Origin of the sequence: Vibrio methylphosphonaticus (assembly GCF_023634655.1) — a bacterium.
In the GTDB taxonomy this organism is placed as follows: domain Bacteria; phylum Pseudomonadota; class Gammaproteobacteria; order Enterobacterales; family Vibrionaceae; genus Vibrio; species Vibrio methylphosphonaticus.
This window is the reverse complement of the sequence record NZ_JAMKMS010000001.1, coordinates 514,123-530,473: the sequence shown is the minus strand read 5'-3', so window position 1 is coordinate 530,473 and position 16,351 is coordinate 514,123. Positions and strand designations below refer to the sequence as shown.

Below are 16,351 nucleotides of genomic sequence, written 5' to 3'. Positions count from 1 at the left end.
GAAGAAAGTTGTCAGTTAGTTTAGTTGTTTACCTTTACCTTTACCTTTTACTTAGGCTCTAACCGTAATTAACCACGGGTAGGGTCGGCTCATGTCGCTTCTACCAAGCCCCAAATTATGTGTTCTACGCTTATCAACATTTACTCCCCACACGTCTCCTATGTTTGATTATCTAACATAGGAGACGTGTGGGATTTGCCTGGTTAGATTGATTTTAAGCTCGCTTTAATATGGAGTGAGCAGGCTTATTATCTCTTGCCTATCTAACGTGTTACACCTCAGCTGGAGGGTCTATAACACCTGTATTGATTAGATTTTGCTCTTAGCTAAATGCAAAACCCGGTTTGATAGAGTCCTCAGTCCACTCGACCAAATCAACGAAAAGTTTAGACGAAAACATATTTTTCTTCGTGAATTTAATCGCAGTCATAGTTCTGTAATAAAGTCCTTTCTATTTGAAAGTGGCTGACTAATATATCGAATTACTTATGAAATCCTATACGATATAACTTAGAGCTGTTTTATGAAGTTAAAAACACAAACTTATTTTTTGTTATTAATAATCTTATTTGCCATGGTGGCAGTGACCATTACTGGTCTTTGGGCTTTGCGTCTAGCAAGTAATAATGACAACAAGATGCGAGTGACGGAAATATTCACCAGTACATACTCAACGATTGTTCAACTAGAAAAACTCGCAGAAGAAGGGGTCTTAAGTACCAATGACGCTAAAATGATCGCGACCAGAGTGCTTCGTAATAACATTTATAAAGATAATGAGTATGTTTACGTCGCCGATGAAAATATGACTTTTATCGCAGCGCCTCTAGACCCTCAACTGCACGGCACTAGCTTTCATGACTTTAAAGATAGCTCTGGCCGAAGTGTCGGTGAGATTATAGTTAATGCGTTAGGTGGTCGAAAGGCTCACTTAATTGAATATGAGTGGTCTCAGAGACTCCCTAATGGAGATATTGAAAACAAGTTATCTATCGCAGAGAGAACGCCTAAATGGCAGTGGGTCGTTGGTACTGGGATAGGCTTTAATGAAGTCAATCAACGATTCTGGTCGACAGCACAATGGCAGTTAGGGCTATGCGTATTGATTATGGTGATTATACTGTCAATATTACTTATTTCACTTCGGAAGATACTGGCGATATTAGGGGGCGAACCTGGCGATGTGCTGCACGCTGTTCAAAGTGTTGCGTCTGGAAAAATTGAAACCAAATTTGATAGGAACGCACAATCCGGCAGTATTTACCACTCTGTTCAGCAGATGAATTATTCTCTAGCAGCGCTTCTTTCAAGTATCGAGAAGGTGACTGGCTCAATTGGTACTCAGCTTTCTGAAACAGACAAGCGTGCACTATCTATTGCGACTCTCACTCAAACACAGCAACAGAGCACTGAGATGATTGCTACTGCCATGACTGAAATGGCTTCATCGGCAAGTCATGTAGCAAAGTCTGCTACGGATACTGCTTTGAGTGCGGATGAGGCCGATAAACAGAGCCAGCATGTCAGTTTACTTATTTCTTCAGCCCTTTCTAATATTGAAGGTCTTGCTCATCAGCTCGATGGGGCGAACACTGCGGTCTCAGAGCTTGATAGTGATGTAAATAATATTGCACGCGTTCTAGAGGTTATTGGTGATATCGCCGAGCAAACAAATCTATTAGCGTTGAATGCTGCGATTGAGGCTGCTCGTGCTGGTGAGCAGGGGCGGGGTTTTGCGGTTGTTGCTGATGAAGTAAGGAGCTTAGCTGGAAGAACACAGAGCAGCACGAAGGAGATTCAAGATATGATCTCGAACCTTCAATCGGGTTCAAAAAAAGCGATTCAAAGTATTCAAAGCTGCACGGAAACAAGTCAAGCAACGGTAGAAGAGTCTCAAACTGCCTCCCGAGCGCTAAACGATGTAGTGGTAAGCTTAGAAAAAATTTCTGAAATGAGTCATCAGATAGCAACAGCGGCGGCAGAGCAGACCGAAGTGAGTGATGATATATCGGTAAGAATCAATTTAATTGAGCAAAGTGGCGGCGAATTAAGAGGTGTCGTTGAACAAACCAGAGCAGCGACTCGTTCTCTTGGTCTACTGTCTGGAGAGTTAACTGAAAAAATGAATCAGTTTGAAGTCAAAAACGGTTAACTTGTCGAGTTAAAAACCGCTATTTTCTTTAGTTAATGCAGGGATTAAGTAAAGGGTTAGTGGAAGGAATCATGCTTTAAGTTAAGCCCTGTCTACCCGCAGGGCTTAATTGTGGGCACGAAATGCGTAAAAATAGAACGCTAAGTATAGAAAATCGACAAACGATATTTTTTTTGCAATTTAGTGTTGACGTTAAGACCGAAAAGCCGTTTAATACACCTCGTTGCCCGGATAGCTCAGTCGGTAGAGCAGAGGATTGAAAATCCTCGTGTCGGTGGTTCGATTCCGCCTCCGGGCACCACGATTTAAAATGTTGGTGCTTTATATAAAGCGACAACAAGTAAAGAAAAGTGCGCCGACTTAGCTCAGTAGGTAGAGCAACTGACTTGTAATCAGTAGGTCACCAGTTCGACTCCGGTAGTCGGCACCATTCTTTACAAAGTAACATAGCAATTCCCCTTTAGTTCAGTTGGTAGAACGGCGGACTGTTAATCCGTATGTCGCAAGTTCAAGTCTTGCAAGGGGAGCCACTTTTAAAAAATAAGCATTGCTTGTTTTTATGTGCCGACTTAGCTCAGTAGGTAGAGCAACTGACTTGTAATCAGTAGGTCACCAGTTCGACTCCGGTAGTCGGCACCACTCTTTACTCGAGTATAACCAGTAATTCCCCTTTAGTTCAGTTGGTAGAACGGCGGACTGTTAATCCGTATGTCGCAAGTTCAAGTCTTGCAAGGGGAGCCACTTTAAAAAAAGGCCTCATCGAAAGATGAGGCCTTTTTGCTTTTCAAAGGTGAGTGAAATAGCTTAAAAGCTGTCGTATTTGTGAGTTCTTCTGTTTAGCTCATGTCTATTTTTATTTTCGATAATGTCGAACTAGAAGATTTGTCTGAGTTTGCTAGCTTTAGCATTAAACGAAGATTATTGGATGAGTCTGCGCTGTGTAACGCGTCCTCTTCGTTGATACTGCCTGTGCTTACTAACTCAAAAAGTGCTTGGTCAAATGTTTGCATTCCAACCTCTCGAGATTTACTCATCGCCACTTTGATTTCATCAAGCTTTCCGTTGCGTATCAATTCAGAAACTCTTGGGCTATTTAGCAGTATCTCGAATACGCCGTGACGACCTCTACCTTGTTTATCTCTAATTAGTTGTTGTCCAATAATACCTTTGAGATTTGAACTTAGGTCAAAGAGAAATTGCTCTTTTTGTTCGTTTGGCACTAGATGAAGAACACGCTCGATGGCTTGGCTGGCATTGTTTGCATGCAGTGTTGCCATACAAAGGTGTCCGGTTTCTGCAAATGACATAGCGTACTCCATTGTTTCTCTTGTTCTGATTTCGCCAATCAAAATCATATCAGGAGCTTGCCGAAGCGAGTTTTTCAGAGCGACAGCGTAGCTTTCTGTATCGAGGCCTACTTCGCGCTGAGTTACGATACACTTTTGATGCCCATGGACAAATTCTATTGGGTCTTCTACGGTAAGGATATGCCCTGTGCGGTGTTGGTTTCGATATCCAGTCATCGCAGCCATTGTTGTTGATTTACCTGACCCGGTTGCACCAACAATAAGAACAAGCCCTCTTTTTGCTACAGAGAGGGTTTGTAGCACATCTGGGAGAGAAAGTTCCTCAAAGGTAGGGATACGGGTTTCTATTCTTCTTATAACCGCACCTTGTAGCTCTCTTTGAAAAAAAGCACTGACTCGAAATCGACCGGTAGTTCGAACAACAGCGAAGTTAGATTCCTTGCACGCTAGATATGCACTGTACTTAGACTCATCCATCATCGATTTTAGAAGTGTCACAACGTCCTCATTAGATAATGCGTTGCCTGTTGCTTTTAAGTCTCCGTCAACACGATAGAGTATGGGAGCGTCAGTCGTGAGGTAGAGATCTGATGCATTGAGTATCAGCATTTGGTCGAGGATTGAATCGATATCATTCATTGCGGCTTTCCTAGTGAAATAGCGAGTTATGTTGGGTGACCTGCTTATCCACTTCTTCAAGCTCCACAATGCCTTGAGTCAGTAGTTGCTTGCTGTGTTGTTCCAAAGTTTGCATACCATGAGCGGCCCCTGTTTGTATCATTGAATACATCTGTGCCACTTTGCCTTCTCTAATCAAGTTTCGAATTGCTGGTGTCGCAATCATGATTTCGTGGCATGCGATACGACCGCCATTGATGCGTTTTAATAGTTGCTGGGATACAACGGCACGCAGTGACTCGGATAGCATCGAGCGAGCCATGTTCTTGTCATTACCGGAAAATACATCAATGATGCGGTCGATGGTTTTAGCCGCAGAAACGGTGTGTAATGTTCCGAAGACCAAGTGACCAGTTTCTGCAGCAGTTAGAGCTAGGCTGATCGTTTCTTGATCGCGAAGTTCTCCGACAACGATGACATCAGGATCTTCACGTAGAGCAGAGCGTAGCGCGTTTTGGAAGCTATGCGTGTCGCGATGAACCTCTCTTTGGTTGATTAAACACTTTTTATTTTGATGCACAAACTCAATGGGATCTTCGATCGTCAGAATATGCTTGTTTTTGCTTTGGTTGATATGATCAATCATCGCGGCCAGTGTTGTTGATTTTCCTGAACCAGTTGGGCCAGTCACCAAAACAAGTCCTCGCTCAATATTTGCGATATCGGTTAACATCTCTGGGGCGCTAAGTTGTTCTAGGGTCGGGGTTGTTGTAGGGATTGTTCTAAATACTGCGGAGCACCCCCGGGATTGATTAAATGCATTGATCCTGAATCGGCCGACATTGGGGATATCGAAAGAGAAATCGGTTTCAAGTCGAGACTCATAATCATTTCTTTGCTTGTCATTCATGATATCAAAGATTAACTTGTGTACAGCAGAATGTTCGAGCGCTGGAATACCAAGTTTTCTTACTTCTCCGTCAATTCGTACCATTGGAGGTACGCCTGCGGAAAGGTGTAGATCTGAAGCATTATGCTTTACACTAAAGTCTAGCAACTCGGTGATATCCATTTAATTTCCTTATGATTTGTAACCTATGACCAGTATTCAACAAAATATAGAACTAATCACCACCCAGATAGCTCGTGCAGAACAAAATTGCGGGAGAGTGCAAGGTGGGGTGCAATTGCTTGCTGTTAGTAAGACTAAACCTAACGAGGCCATCATACAGGCTGCCTTAGCTGGGCAGCGGAAATTTGGTGAAAACTATGTTCAAGAGGGGGCGTCTAAGGTTACCTTTTTTAATAGCACTCACCCCGAACTTGATATTGAATGGCATTTCATAGGGCCGATTCAATCAAACAAAACGCGAGTTGTCGCTGAGCACTTTGATTGGGTCCACACTATTGATCGTACCAAAACCGCTCAGCGCTTAAATGATCAAAGGCCATTGAGTATGGGGCCGCTGCAAGTGTTAATACAGGTGAATACGAGCGAGGAAGCTTCAAAGTCCGGTGCTCAAATGGATCAGGTATTTGAACTGGCCGAATTAATTGATGCATTGCCAAATTTAGTCTTAAGGGGGGTGATGTCTATCCCTGCTAATGTCTCCGGATACGAAGAACAGCTAGAGGCCTTTTTGGTTTTACGAGAAGTGAATGAAAAGCTGGCATCGCAGTACGCCACGATCGACACGCTTTCTATGGGAATGAGTGGCGACATGGACGCAGCTATTGAAGCTGGAAGTACAATGGTTCGTATTGGCACGGCGATCTTTGGTGCTCGAGATTATAGCCAGAAATAATGTATTGTTTTGAGGACGATTATGTCGCCTCCTAGTTTAGGGATATCTTTAATGGAACAAAGAAAGATTGCATTTATTGGCGCAGGAAACATGACGCGCTCAATTATTGCAGGGCTGGTTGCTAGTGGTTATGAACCGACTAAAATCACGGCGACGAATCCAAGTAAAGAGAAGTTAATTGCTCTCGCTAATGAATACGGTGTCATGACAACACATGATAACCTTAAAGCGGCGGAACAAGCTGATGTGATTGTATTAGCCGTAAAACCACAGTTGATGGCAACGGTCGCTAGTGGAATGGTTGGCGTTGATTTTAATAGCAAGCTAGTCGTCTCCATTGCGGCAGGGATTTCGATTCAGCGTCTTAAGGGGATGTTTTCTGCAGAGCTCAATTTAGTGCGTGTTATGCCAAATACCCCTTCCCTTTTGGGAGAGGGAATGAGTGGTTTGTATGCAAATGAGGACATACTCTCTCAAGATAAACAATTTGCCACAGACTTAATGGAAGCGGTAGGCAAGGCTTGTTGGGTAGAGAAAGAATCGGCTATCAATGACGTGATTGCGGCTGCAGGTAGTGCACCTGCGTATTTCTTTCTGTTTATGGAGGCGATCCAGCAGGAAGCTATTCGTAATGGTATGACGGAACAGACGGCGAGATTACTTGTGCAGCAAACAGCGTACGGCGCGGCTAAGATGGTATGTGGTAATCCTGATACAGATCTTGCAACCTTGAGGCAGCAGGTCACATCAAAAGGTGGCACAACAGCAGAGGCGATACGAACCTTCGAAGATAGTGGTCTTCGAGATATCGTCTCTCAAGCGATGCAGGCCGCTGTTTCTCGCGCGGAAGAAATGGAAAAACAATTTTAACGTATCTACAAAATCGTAAAGGTTACTTATGAATGCAATGAGTTTTTTGGTGTCGACATTGTTCGACTTGTACATCATGGTTGTGCTTCTGCGCATTTGGCTACAAGCCTCTCGTGCTGATTTTTATAATCCATTTTCACAGTTTATTGTTAAAGCGACACAACCTGTTGTTGCTCCGCTTCGCCGAGTTATTCCATCGATAGGTGGGCTTGATTTAGCGACAGTGGTATTTGCTTATTTACTATGTGTTGGTAAATATGTTGCTTTGGTACTAATAGCCGCTGGTGCAAACTTTAGTTTTAGTCCTGACTTCCTATTTTTGGGTTTGTTATCTTTGCTCAAAGCCGCAGGCGGCTTGCTTTTCTGGGTATTATTGATCCGCGCCATTTTGAGTTGGGTTAGCCAAGGTAGAAGTCCTATTGAGTTCGTATTTCATCAACTAACAGAACCAATGCTAGCGCCAATTCGTCGAATTTTACCTGCTATGGGCGGCTTTGATTTAAGCGTACTAGTGTTGTTTATTGTTTTACAGTTTGCCAACTTCTTGATGGGCGATTTCGTCGGCCCTCTTTGGTACAAATTGTAGTGTCAGCTGTTGCTTGGGATGGGTGTGATTTAGTGCTGTCTGTTTACATACAGCCCAAAGCGAGTCGAGATAAGTTAGTTGGCCTACATGGCAATGAGTTTAAAATCGCGATTACAGCGCCCCCAGTAGATGGTAAAGCGAATGCTCACTTGATTAAATATTTGGCGAAGCAATGCAAGGTTGCTAAGAGCCAGGTTTACATAGAAAAGGGTGAATTGGGTCGACATAAGCAGATAAGAGTTATCTCTCCCGTGTTGACGCCAAGCGAATTTCAGACCCTCTTATGAGGGTCTTTTTTTAAGGAAATAGTGATGAAAAAATACGCATGGTTACTAGTATTATTGGTTTTTTCAAGCGTGGGGTACGCAGGACAATACAAGACGATCAAAGATGCAGAAATACACTATGTCGTATTTAACTCTACATTTTTGACACCAGAAGTGGCACGAAGCTATGGTTTGAAGAGAAATGAAACCATTGCGATTGTGAATGTTAGTGTTCTTGACCGCGCAAGTGTTGGAAAACCAGCAATGTCAGCATTGGTTGCGGGGGAGGCTAAGAATCTAATTGGGCAAACTAAAAAATTGGATTTTAAAGAAATCAAAGAGGGCGATGCGATATACTATCTCGCTCAGTTTAGTATCACGAATGAAGAGCGTTATCAGTTCACCATTGATGTCGATGCAGGAATGAAAGGGCGTGGGCCCGTTTCATTTTCACAACAACTTTATACAGAAAAATAGCTTCACGCCGACGACTCGGTGGGACGTAAATAGAGACGAACAAAATGAGCACAAAAATAGTATTGGCAACGGGTAACCAAGGCAAAGTTCGGGAGATGGCAGATTTACTGGCCGAATTTGGTTTTGAAGTGCACGCGCAAAGTGAGTTTAATGTCTCTGATGTTGCAGAAACGGGCACGACGTTTATAGAAAACGCAATTATTAAAGCGAGACATGCTGCAAAAGAGACGGGTTTAGCGGCGATAGCGGATGATTCGGGTCTTGAAGTTGATTACTTGGACGGTGCACCGGGGATTTACTCCGCTCGTTATTCGGGTGAGGGTGCGACAGATGCGACGAATATCGACAAGCTTTTATCTGAGCTTGCTGAAGTACCGGAACCTAAGCGAACAGCCCGGTTCCACTGTGTTTTGGTATTTATGCGTCATGCGAACGACCCTACTCCTATTGTTTGCCATGGTAAATGGGAAGGCCGAATTTTATTTGAGAGGGCAGGTAAGCAGGGGTTTGGTTATGATCCTATCTTCTTTGTCCCTGAAGATAACTGTGCCTCAGCGGAACTTGAGCCAGCAAGGAAGAAGCAACTGTCGCATCGTGGAAAAGCGTTAAACGAGCTGTTTTCAATGATTCAATCTCAGGGACTTTAACGATGTTAGTGCCACCACCACTTAGCTTGTACATACATATACCTTGGTGTGTGCAAAAGTGCCCTTATTGTGACTTTAACTCACATGCACTTAAGGGAGGAATCCCCCAGCAAGAGTATATAACAGCCCTCATTGAGGATTTGGATACGGATATCACACGCTATCAGCTGCAAGGTGATGTACGTCCACTGCATTCCATATTTATTGGTGGCGGCACACCAAGCTTGATTGAACCTCAATATATCGCGGAGCTATTGCAGCAAGTAGAGCATCGCTTGCCATTTCGTGAGGATATAGAAATCACGATGGAAGCAAACCCTGGAACGATCGAAGTTGAGCGCTTTGCCGAATACCAACACGCAGGGGTGACCCGTATTTCTATTGGTGTTCAAAGTTTTCAGCAAGAAAAGCTGACGCGACTAGGTCGTATTCATGGTGCGAAAGAGGCGGTGACTGCTGCAAAGCTGGCACATGAAATAGGGCTGAATAGTTTTAATCTTGATTTAATGCATGGCTTGCCTGAACAAACGATTGACGATGCGCTGGAAGACTTGCAGATGGCCATTGATTTAGCCCCGCCACATTTATCTTGGTATCAATTGACCATTGAACCGAATACGTTGTTTTATTCAAAGCCACCAACGTTGCCTGATGAAGATGACTTGTGGGATATTTTTGAGAAAGGTCATCAGATGCTAGCGAAAGCTGGCTATGAGCAGTATGAAATATCGGGATATAGTCAGCCAGGTTACCAGTGTCAGCATAACTTAAATTATTGGCGCTTCGGTGACTACCTAGGGATTGGTTGTGGTGCTCATGGCAAGTTAAGCTTTACTGATGGGAGAATCCTTCGAACGAGTAAAGTGAAGCATCCAAGAGGGTATTTGAATTTAATTAAGCCGTACTTAGATAGCGAAGTGGATGTTTCTCGAGAAGAGCGACCTTTTGAATTCTTTATGAATCGTTTTCGGTTACTGGAGGCGTGTCCTAAGCAAGATTTCGTGACACGAACCGGATTAAGCGTAGACGTCATTCAACAATCAATTAATGAAGCGCTTGAGCGTCAATTCATTACTGATATTGGCGAGGCTTGGCAGTTGACTGAGAAAGGAAAGCTGTTCCTTAATGACCTGCTCGAGATATTCGAAATCTAGTAACTTACTTCACAACTGTGTAAAAGCTCATTAATATGCGCGCCTTGGATAATTTAACAGTATGGATGCTGTAATGTATTGTTTTTAGGTGCGTTATGTTTATTTCTCTTGCTAAAGTTCTACTGTCATTCTTATTGTTGGCGGTTATCTCCAAAGTTACCTTTCTTGGGTGGTACGAATTATCGTATACCAATACCTCATTTTTAGAGTTCTTAACGGCGACGGCTTGGGGAGTTAGGTTTGACCTAACAGTTGCCTTTTTGCTGTCCTGTTTAGGCTTTCTGTTGTTATTGCCAATCGCCCCGTTTTCTAAGGCATATCAGCTCTGTCATAAAGCGTGGTTAGTGCTTTGCGGATCTTGGATTATCTTCACTACCGTGGGGGATACGATCTATTTGAGCCAAGCCAGCCGCCATGTAACAGTAGACTTGCATCTTGGCAAAGGGGTGGAACTGGAGTTGGTAAGTACTGCCTTAACGCAGTTTGGCCAATTGATACTTGTTGCTGTGGTATTACTGGCGATTTATACCTACGTGATTATTCGTTGTGTTCCCGCCATTCGCTTTACCAATAAATGGTATAGCAGTATTGCGATAGCCTTCGTTTGGGTTGCACTGACGGTTACAGCAGTTCGTGGTGGGTTTAGTGATAAACCACAAAGCCCCATGTACGCCTACAAAATAGGTGACGTGAATCAGGCGCGCATTGCTTGGAGTGCTCCTTATGGCATTACTTACTATTCTATTATTGGTGAAGATAAATCTGGTCATCGTTGGACGCCTGAATTGCTACCTAGAGCGATGGAAGAATTGCGCCAGCAACTCAACCCAACAGCATCTACTCAGCTAGAAACGCTTTCTGACCATGATGTGATTGTTGTCTTGCTGGAGAGTTGGACGGCCTTTGATATGAAAAGCTACGGGTCAGAATTTGATTCTACCCCCTTTTTCGATTCTCTTAGAAAAGAGTCATTGACCACCACTAGCTTCTACTCGAATGGCTTTCGAACAGTGGAAGGTATTTTCACCACAATGTGCTCTCAACCCAACCCAGTCGGAGGAAGCGTTGCAGGCACCCGCTTGGAAAGTATGCCTTACCAATGCTTACCTCAAATATTAAAACAGAAAGGCTGGCATACCACGTTTGTTCAAGGCAGTGGTCAAGGGATGGTTGGTGCTTTTTCACAAGTACTGGGATTCACCGATTCATTTGGCAAGTTTGATTATGAAGACGTGGGGCAAGAGCAGAATTATTGGGGTTACATGGATGATGGCATCTATGATTTTGCCCTAGAAAAGCTGGCTTCTCACTCTCAGCCTCAATTTATGGCGATCAATACCGGCACGACTCATGATAGCTATTTGCCGAATGAGTCGGATTATGCTTTTGGCAAGTCAACTCCCGATGAAATTCGCCGTAGTGTCGTGAATTACTCTGATCAATCTTTAGAGCGATTTGTGTCGAAACTGAAAGCGCAAGCGGAAAAACCGACGTTATTAGTGCTGGTTGCTGATCATACTATGGTTGGGTCTCGTAGCGACTTGCGTCATGTGTCCATCCCGTTTTTAATGGTTGGTATTAATACCGACCTTGCCCCAAGGGAATTGGATGTTGCTGGTTCACATAAAGATATAGCGCCGACGATATTGGATTGGCTAGGCGGTGAGGTAAGTTGGTTCTCTGGTCAAAGCTTACTATCTGCTAGCTACCAAGCAGGAGCTGACTTTACTGTCAATAACCAATTCTTTTGGGCGGCGCAACAAAAGCTGGTAAGAATCAATGCAACGTCTGGGGATAAAGAAGCGTGTTACCGGATAGGTGGAAACACAACCACTCTAATCGAACAGGCATGTAATGCACCAGAATTTTATAACTTGTACCAGCAAGGAAAAGACTACATGTTATATAGTCAGCAACACTTATTTGATGGTACAACTCAGCAATATTAATTCTGCGAGCAATTGAGCGGATAATGAATAAAGCCAGCAAATTGTGCTGGCTTTATTGTTATCGAAGAGGTGCAGTGCTGGTGGTTGTCGTTAAAAAATCGACCGACCTATCCGAGTAGAAAGCATTTCTAAGACGCGAGTACCGATTAAGGAGTTTCCCGAAGAATCGAGTTCTGGAGACCATACGGCTATGGTCATTTCACCTGGGACGATAGCGACAATGCCGCCACCCACACCAGACTTTCCTGGCATACCCACTCGGTAAGCAAATTCTCCCGCTCCGTCATAGAGCCCACAAGTCGCTAACATCGCATTGAGCTGTTTGGTTTGTGTAGGAGTAATAATGTGTTTCTTAGTGTGTACCGACTGACCTTTATTGGCGAGGTAGCTAAAAGTTTTGGCTAAGTCGACACAGCTCATTTTTAATGCACATGCGTGAAAGTAGTTATTAAGAACTGGGATGACTTCATTGTCAAAGTTACCAAAGGAACGCATTAAATAGGCAATCGCCGCATTGCGGTCGCTATGCATCATTTCTGAGGCCGCGACAACCTTGTCGTAGACAATATGATTATCGCCTGAGAGTAGCCTTACAAATTCGAGCATGCGCTGCTTAGGCGCAGACAAGCGGCTTTGCAATAGATCGGCCACCACAATGGCACCGGCATTAATAAATGGATTACGTGGAATTCCATGTTCCATTTCGAGCTGAATTAGAGAGTTAAAAGCTTGCCCAGACGGTTCTTTGCCAACTCGTTGCCAAATCTCTTCGGGTTTGTACAGCATCATTGCTAAGGTGAGGCTTAACGCCTTGGAAATCGATTGAATGGAAAACGCTTCTTCCGCATCCCCAGAGCAAATAATCTCGCCATCATTGGTGCATACCGCTATGCCAATTTTATTATTGGCGACACGAGCAAGCGCAGGGATGTAATCGGCGACCTTACCCTGACCAATAAGGGGGCGAACTTCGCTCACAATTTGCGACAGTATCTGCTGAGTTGGTTTCATATACACCTGTGGGATAAAGGACTAGGAACAAAAAAGCCAACATAATGTTGGCTTTCGAATGGGTCTTAGTGTTACTTCGTACGGTGGAACTTAATGTCCCAAACACCGTGACCGAGTCGATGGCCTCGAGCCTCAAATTTAGTTAGAGGTCGGTCTTCAGGCCTTGGGATGAAGTCGCCATCCGTTGCTGTATTGGCGTAACCTGGTGCTTGATTCATTATTTCAATCATATGTTCACCGTAGTTTTCCCAATCGGTTGCCATATGGAAGATGCCTTCTTCAAGCTTAAGCTTTTGGCGCACCATTTCAGCAAAATCTAGTTGCACAATGCGACGTTTGTGATGACGTTTTTTATGCCAAGGGTCTGGGAAAAACAGCTGCAGAGTCGTTAGGCTGCTGTCTGGAATCATATTTTCGAAAACTTCAACGGCGTCGTGACACATAACACGTAAGTTTGTCACACCCGCTTCTCTCGCCGAAGACAGGCAAGCGCCAACGCCAGGGCTGTGTACTTCAATGCCAAAGAAGTTTTTCTCTGGTGCATTTTTTGCCATTTCAACTAGTGATGCACCCATGCCAAACCCAATCTCTAGAACAACGGGGTTATCATTGCCAAATACTTGATTCCAATCGAGTAAAGTGTCTTGGTAATCAATACCCATTGTTGGCCAGCATGCTTCCATCGCGGCTTCTTGCCCTTTTGTTAGGCGTCCTTCGCGACGAACAAAGCTGCGTATTTTACGTACCAGCTTGCCATCTTCTGTGTATTCATTTGTGGTCACTTCACTCATTGGTCTGCCTGTTCAATCAATAATCAGAGCGGGAATTATCCAAAGAATTTGCCAAGGTGCAAGTGTTATTACTCAGGAAATTCCCAGTGTTTTACTTCTTTCAATAAGTGTGGTGCAATTTCGCGCAAATTATAAGTAAAAAGAGAAGAAATGTGACGCCTTATGCAAGCTCAATTTTAGACTGGTATGAAAAGTACGGTCGAAAGTCTCTGCCGTGGCAACAAGACAAAACCGCCTATAAAGTTTGGTTGTCTGAAATTATGTTGCAGCAGACGCAAGTTACCACTGTGATTCCGTACTTTGAGCGTTTTTTACAACACTTTCCCACAGTGGAAGCTCTAGCTCGTGCACCACAAGATGAAGTTCTGCATTTATGGACAGGGCTAGGCTATTACGCGAGAGCTCGTAACTTGCACAAAGCCGCGCAGATCGTAATGAGTGAATATGGGGGTGAATTTCCGAAAACGCTTGAAGCCATGAATGCATTACCAGGAGTCGGGCGTTCAACTGCTGCGGCTGTCTTGTCTTCGGTGTATAAATTGCCCCATGCTATTTTGGACGGCAATGTAAAGCGCACCTTAGCGAGGAGCTTTGCCGTTGAAGGTTGGCCAGGCCAGAAAAAAGTAGAGAACGTGCTGTGGGAGATTGCAGAAAGCCATACACCGTCGATCAATACCGATAAGTATAATCAAGCCATGATGGATATGGGGGCGCTGGTATGCACGCGCAGTCGCCCCAAATGTACCTTGTGTCCAGTCTCAACGCTTTGTGTGGCTAACAAGCAAGATAAGCAATTAGAATTTCCGGGTAAAAAGCCGAAAAAAATTAAGCCAGAAAAAGAAACGTGGTTTGTTATTTTGAAGCACAAGGAGGAGGTGTGGTTGGCGCAACGGCCTCAATCAGGGATTTGGGGTGGGCTTTTTTGTTTCCCTGAAAGTCAAGTTGCTGATATCACGGAAAGCTTAGAGAGACTTAACATTGAGGAAAGTATGATTCAGTCAATGGAAACCGATATTGCTTTTCGCCATACCTTTAGCCATTACCATCTCGATATTACGCCAATCATCGTGACGTTGAATCAGCTTCCTACAATGATCATGGCACCGTCGCAAGGTCTTTGGTATAACATGTCTAAACCAGATAAGGTTGGTTTAGCTGCACCAGTCAAGCAGCTCATCCACGCCTTACAACGAATATAATTAAGGATAACATTATGAGCCGTATGGTCTTTTGTGCGCGACTACAAAAAGATGCCGAAGGGTTAGATTTTCAACTTTACCCTGGCGATTTAGGCAAACGCATTTTTGACAATGTGTCAAAAGAAGCGTGGGCGCAGTGGCAATCAAAACAAACGATGCTGATCAATGAGAAAAAACTTAACATGATGGATCCTGAACATCGCAAGTTGCTTGAAACTGAAATGGTCAACTTTCTATTTGAAGGGAAAGACGTTGTGATTGATGGTTACACGCCGCCGTCAGAATAAGAAATAAGGATATTAGAAAACACCACCTAGCGTGGTGTTTTTGTTAGCGACTATGAAAAAACTGATTTACTTCTTGGTACCAATACTGCTGGTGGGTTGCAGTCGTGAATTTATTGAAAAAATTTACGATGTTAACTACGAGCCGACGAATCGTTTTGCCAAAAACCTTGCCGAACTTCCAGGGCAATACCTGAAAGATACCAAAGCGATGGATGCTCTGATCGGTAGCTTTAATGGCAATATCGAAAAACGCTGGGGTAGCAGTGAGATTAAAGTGGCGGGGAAAAGCAATTACGTTAAGTACATTGATAATTACCTTAGTCGCGCAGAGGTGGACTTTAGCAAGGGGGTGATAACGATAGAAACCGTCTCGCCTACTGAACCAGAAAAGCACCTTAAAAACGCGATTGTGACGACTTTGCTTACTCCTGATGACCCCGCGAGTGTCGATTTGTTTTCTTCTCGCAGTATCAAGCTTGAGGGGCAGCCCTTCCTCTATAACCAAGTTGTCGATCAAGAACAAAAACCGATGCAATGGTCGTGGCGTGCCAGCCGTTTTGCTGATTATCTTATTGCTAATAAAGTAAAAACAAAAAATGTCGATTATAAGAAAGCGTATTACGTAGAAATCCCCATGGTAAAAGACCATGCGAGCAAGCGAAGTTATCAGTATGCCGATATTGTTAGACGTGCATCGCTCAAATATGACATCCCAGAAGATCTCATCTACGCCATTATCAAAACAGAAAGTAGTTTCAATCCCTATGCAGTCAGTTGGGCAAATGCGTATGGGTTGATGCAAGTGGTTCCTAAAACAGCGGGACGAGACGTATTTAAGCTGGTGAAAAATAAGCCAGGTGAGCCATCACCAGAGTATCTTTTTAATCCCGAGCAAAATATTGATACGGGTACAGCCTATTTCTATATCTTGAAAAATCGCTACCTAAAGGCGGTTAGTCATCCTACATCGCTAGAGTACAGCATGATATCAGCTTACAACGGAGGAACGGGTGGGGTGCTAAATACATTCAGTAAAGATAGAAAGCGGGCAATGAATGATTTGAACTCTCTGCAACCTAATCAAGTTTATTGGGCATTAACAAAAAAACATCCAAATTCCGAATCACGCCGATACTTAGAAAAAGTAACAAAATTCAAAAAAGATTTTAACGCAGGAAAGGGTTAATAGTTACTTTTGCTGAAAAATGCAGCGCTTAAACGGTTTTTTGAAG

Annotated in this window: 16 protein-coding genes and 5 tRNA genes; 17 read left to right on the top strand and 4 right to left on the bottom strand. The window is 43.7% G+C overall.

All coding sequences use genetic code 11. The annotated features are described in order from the left end of the window. The first annotated feature begins 523 nt into the window (after positions 1 to 523). The 6 genes from M9196_RS02385 to M9196_RS02360 all read left to right on the top strand — a co-directional run bounded on the left by M9196_RS02385 (position 524) and on the right by M9196_RS02360 (position 2,893). The gene (locus M9196_RS02385) at positions 524 to 2,152 is read left to right on the top strand and encodes a methyl-accepting chemotaxis protein (protein ID WP_250615912.1); all 1,629 of its coding nucleotides are present in this window, start codon (positions 524 to 526) and stop codon (positions 2,150 to 2,152) included. A gap of 225 nt (positions 2,153 to 2,377) precedes the next feature. Further along, positions 2,378 to 2,453, top strand: a tRNA-Phe gene (locus tag M9196_RS02380). A gap of 53 nt (positions 2,454 to 2,506) precedes the next feature. Then, a tRNA-Thr gene (locus M9196_RS02375) sits at positions 2,507 to 2,582 on the top strand. A 24-nt stretch (positions 2,583 to 2,606) separates the two neighbouring features. Continuing rightward, positions 2,607 to 2,682 (top strand) — tRNA-Asn (locus M9196_RS02370). A gap of 33 nt (positions 2,683 to 2,715) precedes the next feature. Next, positions 2,716 to 2,791: transfer RNA gene (locus tag M9196_RS02365), tRNA-Thr, on the top strand. A gap of 26 nt (positions 2,792 to 2,817) precedes the next feature. Beyond that, positions 2,818 to 2,893 (top strand) — tRNA-Asn (locus tag M9196_RS02360). A 95-nt stretch (positions 2,894 to 2,988) separates the two neighbouring features. Here M9196_RS02360 and M9196_RS02355 read toward each other — a convergent pair. Both M9196_RS02355 and M9196_RS02350 read right to left on the bottom strand, forming a co-directional pair. After that, complete coding sequence (locus M9196_RS02355) at positions 2,989 to 4,098, bottom strand: PilT/PilU family type 4a pilus ATPase (protein WP_250615911.1); 1,110 nt, start codon at positions 4,096 to 4,098, stop codon at positions 2,989 to 2,991. A gap of 10 nt (positions 4,099 to 4,108) precedes the next feature. Then, positions 4,109 to 5,149: a type IV pilus twitching motility protein PilT gene (locus M9196_RS02350; protein ID WP_250615910.1), complete on the bottom strand. Its 1,041-nt coding sequence runs from the start codon at positions 5,147 to 5,149 to the stop codon at positions 4,109 to 4,111. Between the two features lie 25 nt (positions 5,150 to 5,174). Here M9196_RS02350 and M9196_RS02345 point away from each other — a divergent pair, with 25 nt between their 5' ends. The 8 genes from M9196_RS02345 to M9196_RS02310 all read left to right on the top strand — a co-directional run bounded on the left by M9196_RS02345 (position 5,175) and on the right by M9196_RS02310 (position 11,831). Then, positions 5,175 to 5,882, top strand: coding sequence for a YggS family pyridoxal phosphate-dependent enzyme (locus M9196_RS02345; RefSeq protein WP_250615909.1), 708 nt, complete (start codon positions 5,175 to 5,177; stop codon positions 5,880 to 5,882). Between the two features lie 51 nt (positions 5,883 to 5,933). Next, the gene (proC, locus tag M9196_RS02340) at positions 5,934 to 6,752 is read left to right on the top strand and encodes a pyrroline-5-carboxylate reductase (protein WP_250615908.1); all 819 of its coding nucleotides are present in this window, start codon (positions 5,934 to 5,936) and stop codon (positions 6,750 to 6,752) included. Positions 6,753 to 6,780: 28 nt separating this feature from the next. Beyond that, entirely contained in the window at positions 6,781 to 7,338 is a 558-nt protein-coding gene (locus M9196_RS02335) for a YggT family protein (protein ID WP_250615907.1), read from the top strand. Continuing rightward, positions 7,338 to 7,625: a DUF167 family protein YggU gene (gene yggU, locus M9196_RS02330; RefSeq protein WP_250615906.1), complete on the top strand. Its 288-nt coding sequence runs from the start codon at positions 7,338 to 7,340 to the stop codon at positions 7,623 to 7,625. Before M9196_RS02335 ends, yggU begins: the two co-directional genes overlap by 1 nt. A gap of 24 nt (positions 7,626 to 7,649) precedes the next feature. Then, entirely contained in the window at positions 7,650 to 8,081 is a 432-nt protein-coding gene (locus tag M9196_RS02325; RefSeq protein ID WP_250615905.1) for a DUF4426 domain-containing protein, read from the top strand. Positions 8,082 to 8,125: 44 nt separating this feature from the next. Beyond that, a complete protein-coding gene (locus M9196_RS02320; protein ID WP_250615904.1) occupies positions 8,126 to 8,728 on the top strand; it encodes an XTP/dITP diphosphatase in 603 nt (200 codons plus the stop codon). 2 nt (positions 8,729 to 8,730) lie between these two features. Then, a complete protein-coding gene (gene hemW, locus M9196_RS02315; RefSeq protein ID WP_250615903.1) occupies positions 8,731 to 9,882 on the top strand; it encodes a radical SAM family heme chaperone HemW in 1,152 nt (383 codons plus the stop codon). A 95-nt stretch (positions 9,883 to 9,977) separates the two neighbouring features. Further along, positions 9,978 to 11,831: an LTA synthase family protein gene (locus tag M9196_RS02310; protein ID WP_250615902.1), complete on the top strand. Its 1,854-nt coding sequence runs from the start codon at positions 9,978 to 9,980 to the stop codon at positions 11,829 to 11,831. Between the two features lie 90 nt (positions 11,832 to 11,921). Here M9196_RS02310 and glsB read toward each other — a convergent pair whose 3' ends face one another. Further along, entirely contained in the window at positions 11,922 to 12,842 is a 921-nt protein-coding gene (glsB, locus tag M9196_RS02305; protein ID WP_250615901.1) for a glutaminase B, read from the bottom strand. Between the two features lie 71 nt (positions 12,843 to 12,913). Continuing rightward, positions 12,914 to 13,633, bottom strand: coding sequence for a tRNA (guanosine(46)-N7)-methyltransferase TrmB (trmB, locus tag M9196_RS02300; protein WP_250615900.1), 720 nt, complete (start codon positions 13,631 to 13,633; stop codon positions 12,914 to 12,916). Positions 13,634 to 13,785: 152 nt separating this feature from the next. On the opposite strand from trmB, the gene mutY reads away from it, so the two are divergent. Genes mutY through mltC form a run of 3 tightly spaced genes read left to right on the top strand, consistent with a single transcriptional unit; the run spans position 13,786 to position 16,305 of the window. Continuing rightward, positions 13,786 to 14,832 (top strand): A/G-specific adenine glycosylase, encoded by a 1,047-nt coding sequence (gene mutY / locus M9196_RS02295; protein WP_250615899.1) that lies wholly within the window; start codon positions 13,786 to 13,788, stop codon positions 14,830 to 14,832. 14 nt (positions 14,833 to 14,846) lie between these two features. Continuing rightward, positions 14,847 to 15,119: an oxidative damage protection protein gene (locus tag M9196_RS02290; protein WP_250615898.1), complete on the top strand. Its 273-nt coding sequence runs from the start codon at positions 14,847 to 14,849 to the stop codon at positions 15,117 to 15,119. A gap of 52 nt (positions 15,120 to 15,171) precedes the next feature. Further along, positions 15,172 to 16,305 carry a membrane-bound lytic murein transglycosylase MltC gene (gene mltC, locus M9196_RS02285; protein ID WP_250615897.1) on the top strand — a complete coding sequence of 378 codons (1,134 nt, stop codon included), beginning with the start codon at positions 15,172 to 15,174 and terminating at the stop codon, positions 16,303 to 16,305. Positions 16,306 to 16,351 lie beyond the last annotated feature (46 nt).

What these genes read in the sequence shown, in the direction of transcription:
- M9196_RS02385 (WP_250615912.1), top strand. Translation starts at nt 524, where the DNA reads ATGAAGTTAAAAACACAAACTTATTTTTTGTTATTAATAATCTTATTT.
- M9196_RS02355 (WP_250615911.1), bottom strand. Translation starts at nt 4,098, where the DNA reads ATGAATGATATCGATTCAATCCTCGACCAAATGCTGATACTCAATGCA.
- M9196_RS02350 (WP_250615910.1), bottom strand. Translation starts at nt 5,149, where the DNA reads ATGGATATCACCGAGTTGCTAGACTTTAGTGTAAAGCATAATGCTTCA.
- M9196_RS02345 (WP_250615909.1), top strand. Translation starts at nt 5,175, where the DNA reads ATGACCAGTATTCAACAAAATATAGAACTAATCACCACCCAGATAGCT.
- proC (WP_250615908.1), top strand. Translation starts at nt 5,934, where the DNA reads ATGGAACAAAGAAAGATTGCATTTATTGGCGCAGGAAACATGACGCGC.
- M9196_RS02335 (WP_250615907.1), top strand. Translation starts at nt 6,781, where the DNA reads ATGAATGCAATGAGTTTTTTGGTGTCGACATTGTTCGACTTGTACATC.
- M9196_RS02325 (WP_250615905.1), top strand. Translation starts at nt 7,650, where the DNA reads ATGAAAAAATACGCATGGTTACTAGTATTATTGGTTTTTTCAAGCGTG.
- M9196_RS02320 (WP_250615904.1), top strand. Translation starts at nt 8,126, where the DNA reads ATGAGCACAAAAATAGTATTGGCAACGGGTAACCAAGGCAAAGTTCGG.
- hemW (WP_250615903.1), top strand. Translation starts at nt 8,731, where the DNA reads ATGTTAGTGCCACCACCACTTAGCTTGTACATACATATACCTTGGTGT.
- M9196_RS02310 (WP_250615902.1), top strand. Translation starts at nt 9,978, where the DNA reads ATGTTTATTTCTCTTGCTAAAGTTCTACTGTCATTCTTATTGTTGGCG.
- glsB (WP_250615901.1), bottom strand. Translation starts at nt 12,842, where the DNA reads ATGAAACCAACTCAGCAGATACTGTCGCAAATTGTGAGCGAAGTTCGC.
- trmB (WP_250615900.1), bottom strand. Translation starts at nt 13,633, where the DNA reads ATGAGTGAAGTGACCACAAATGAATACACAGAAGATGGCAAGCTGGTA.
- M9196_RS02290 (WP_250615898.1), top strand. Translation starts at nt 14,847, where the DNA reads ATGAGCCGTATGGTCTTTTGTGCGCGACTACAAAAAGATGCCGAAGGG.
- mltC (WP_250615897.1), top strand. Translation starts at nt 15,172, where the DNA reads ATGAAAAAACTGATTTACTTCTTGGTACCAATACTGCTGGTGGGTTGC.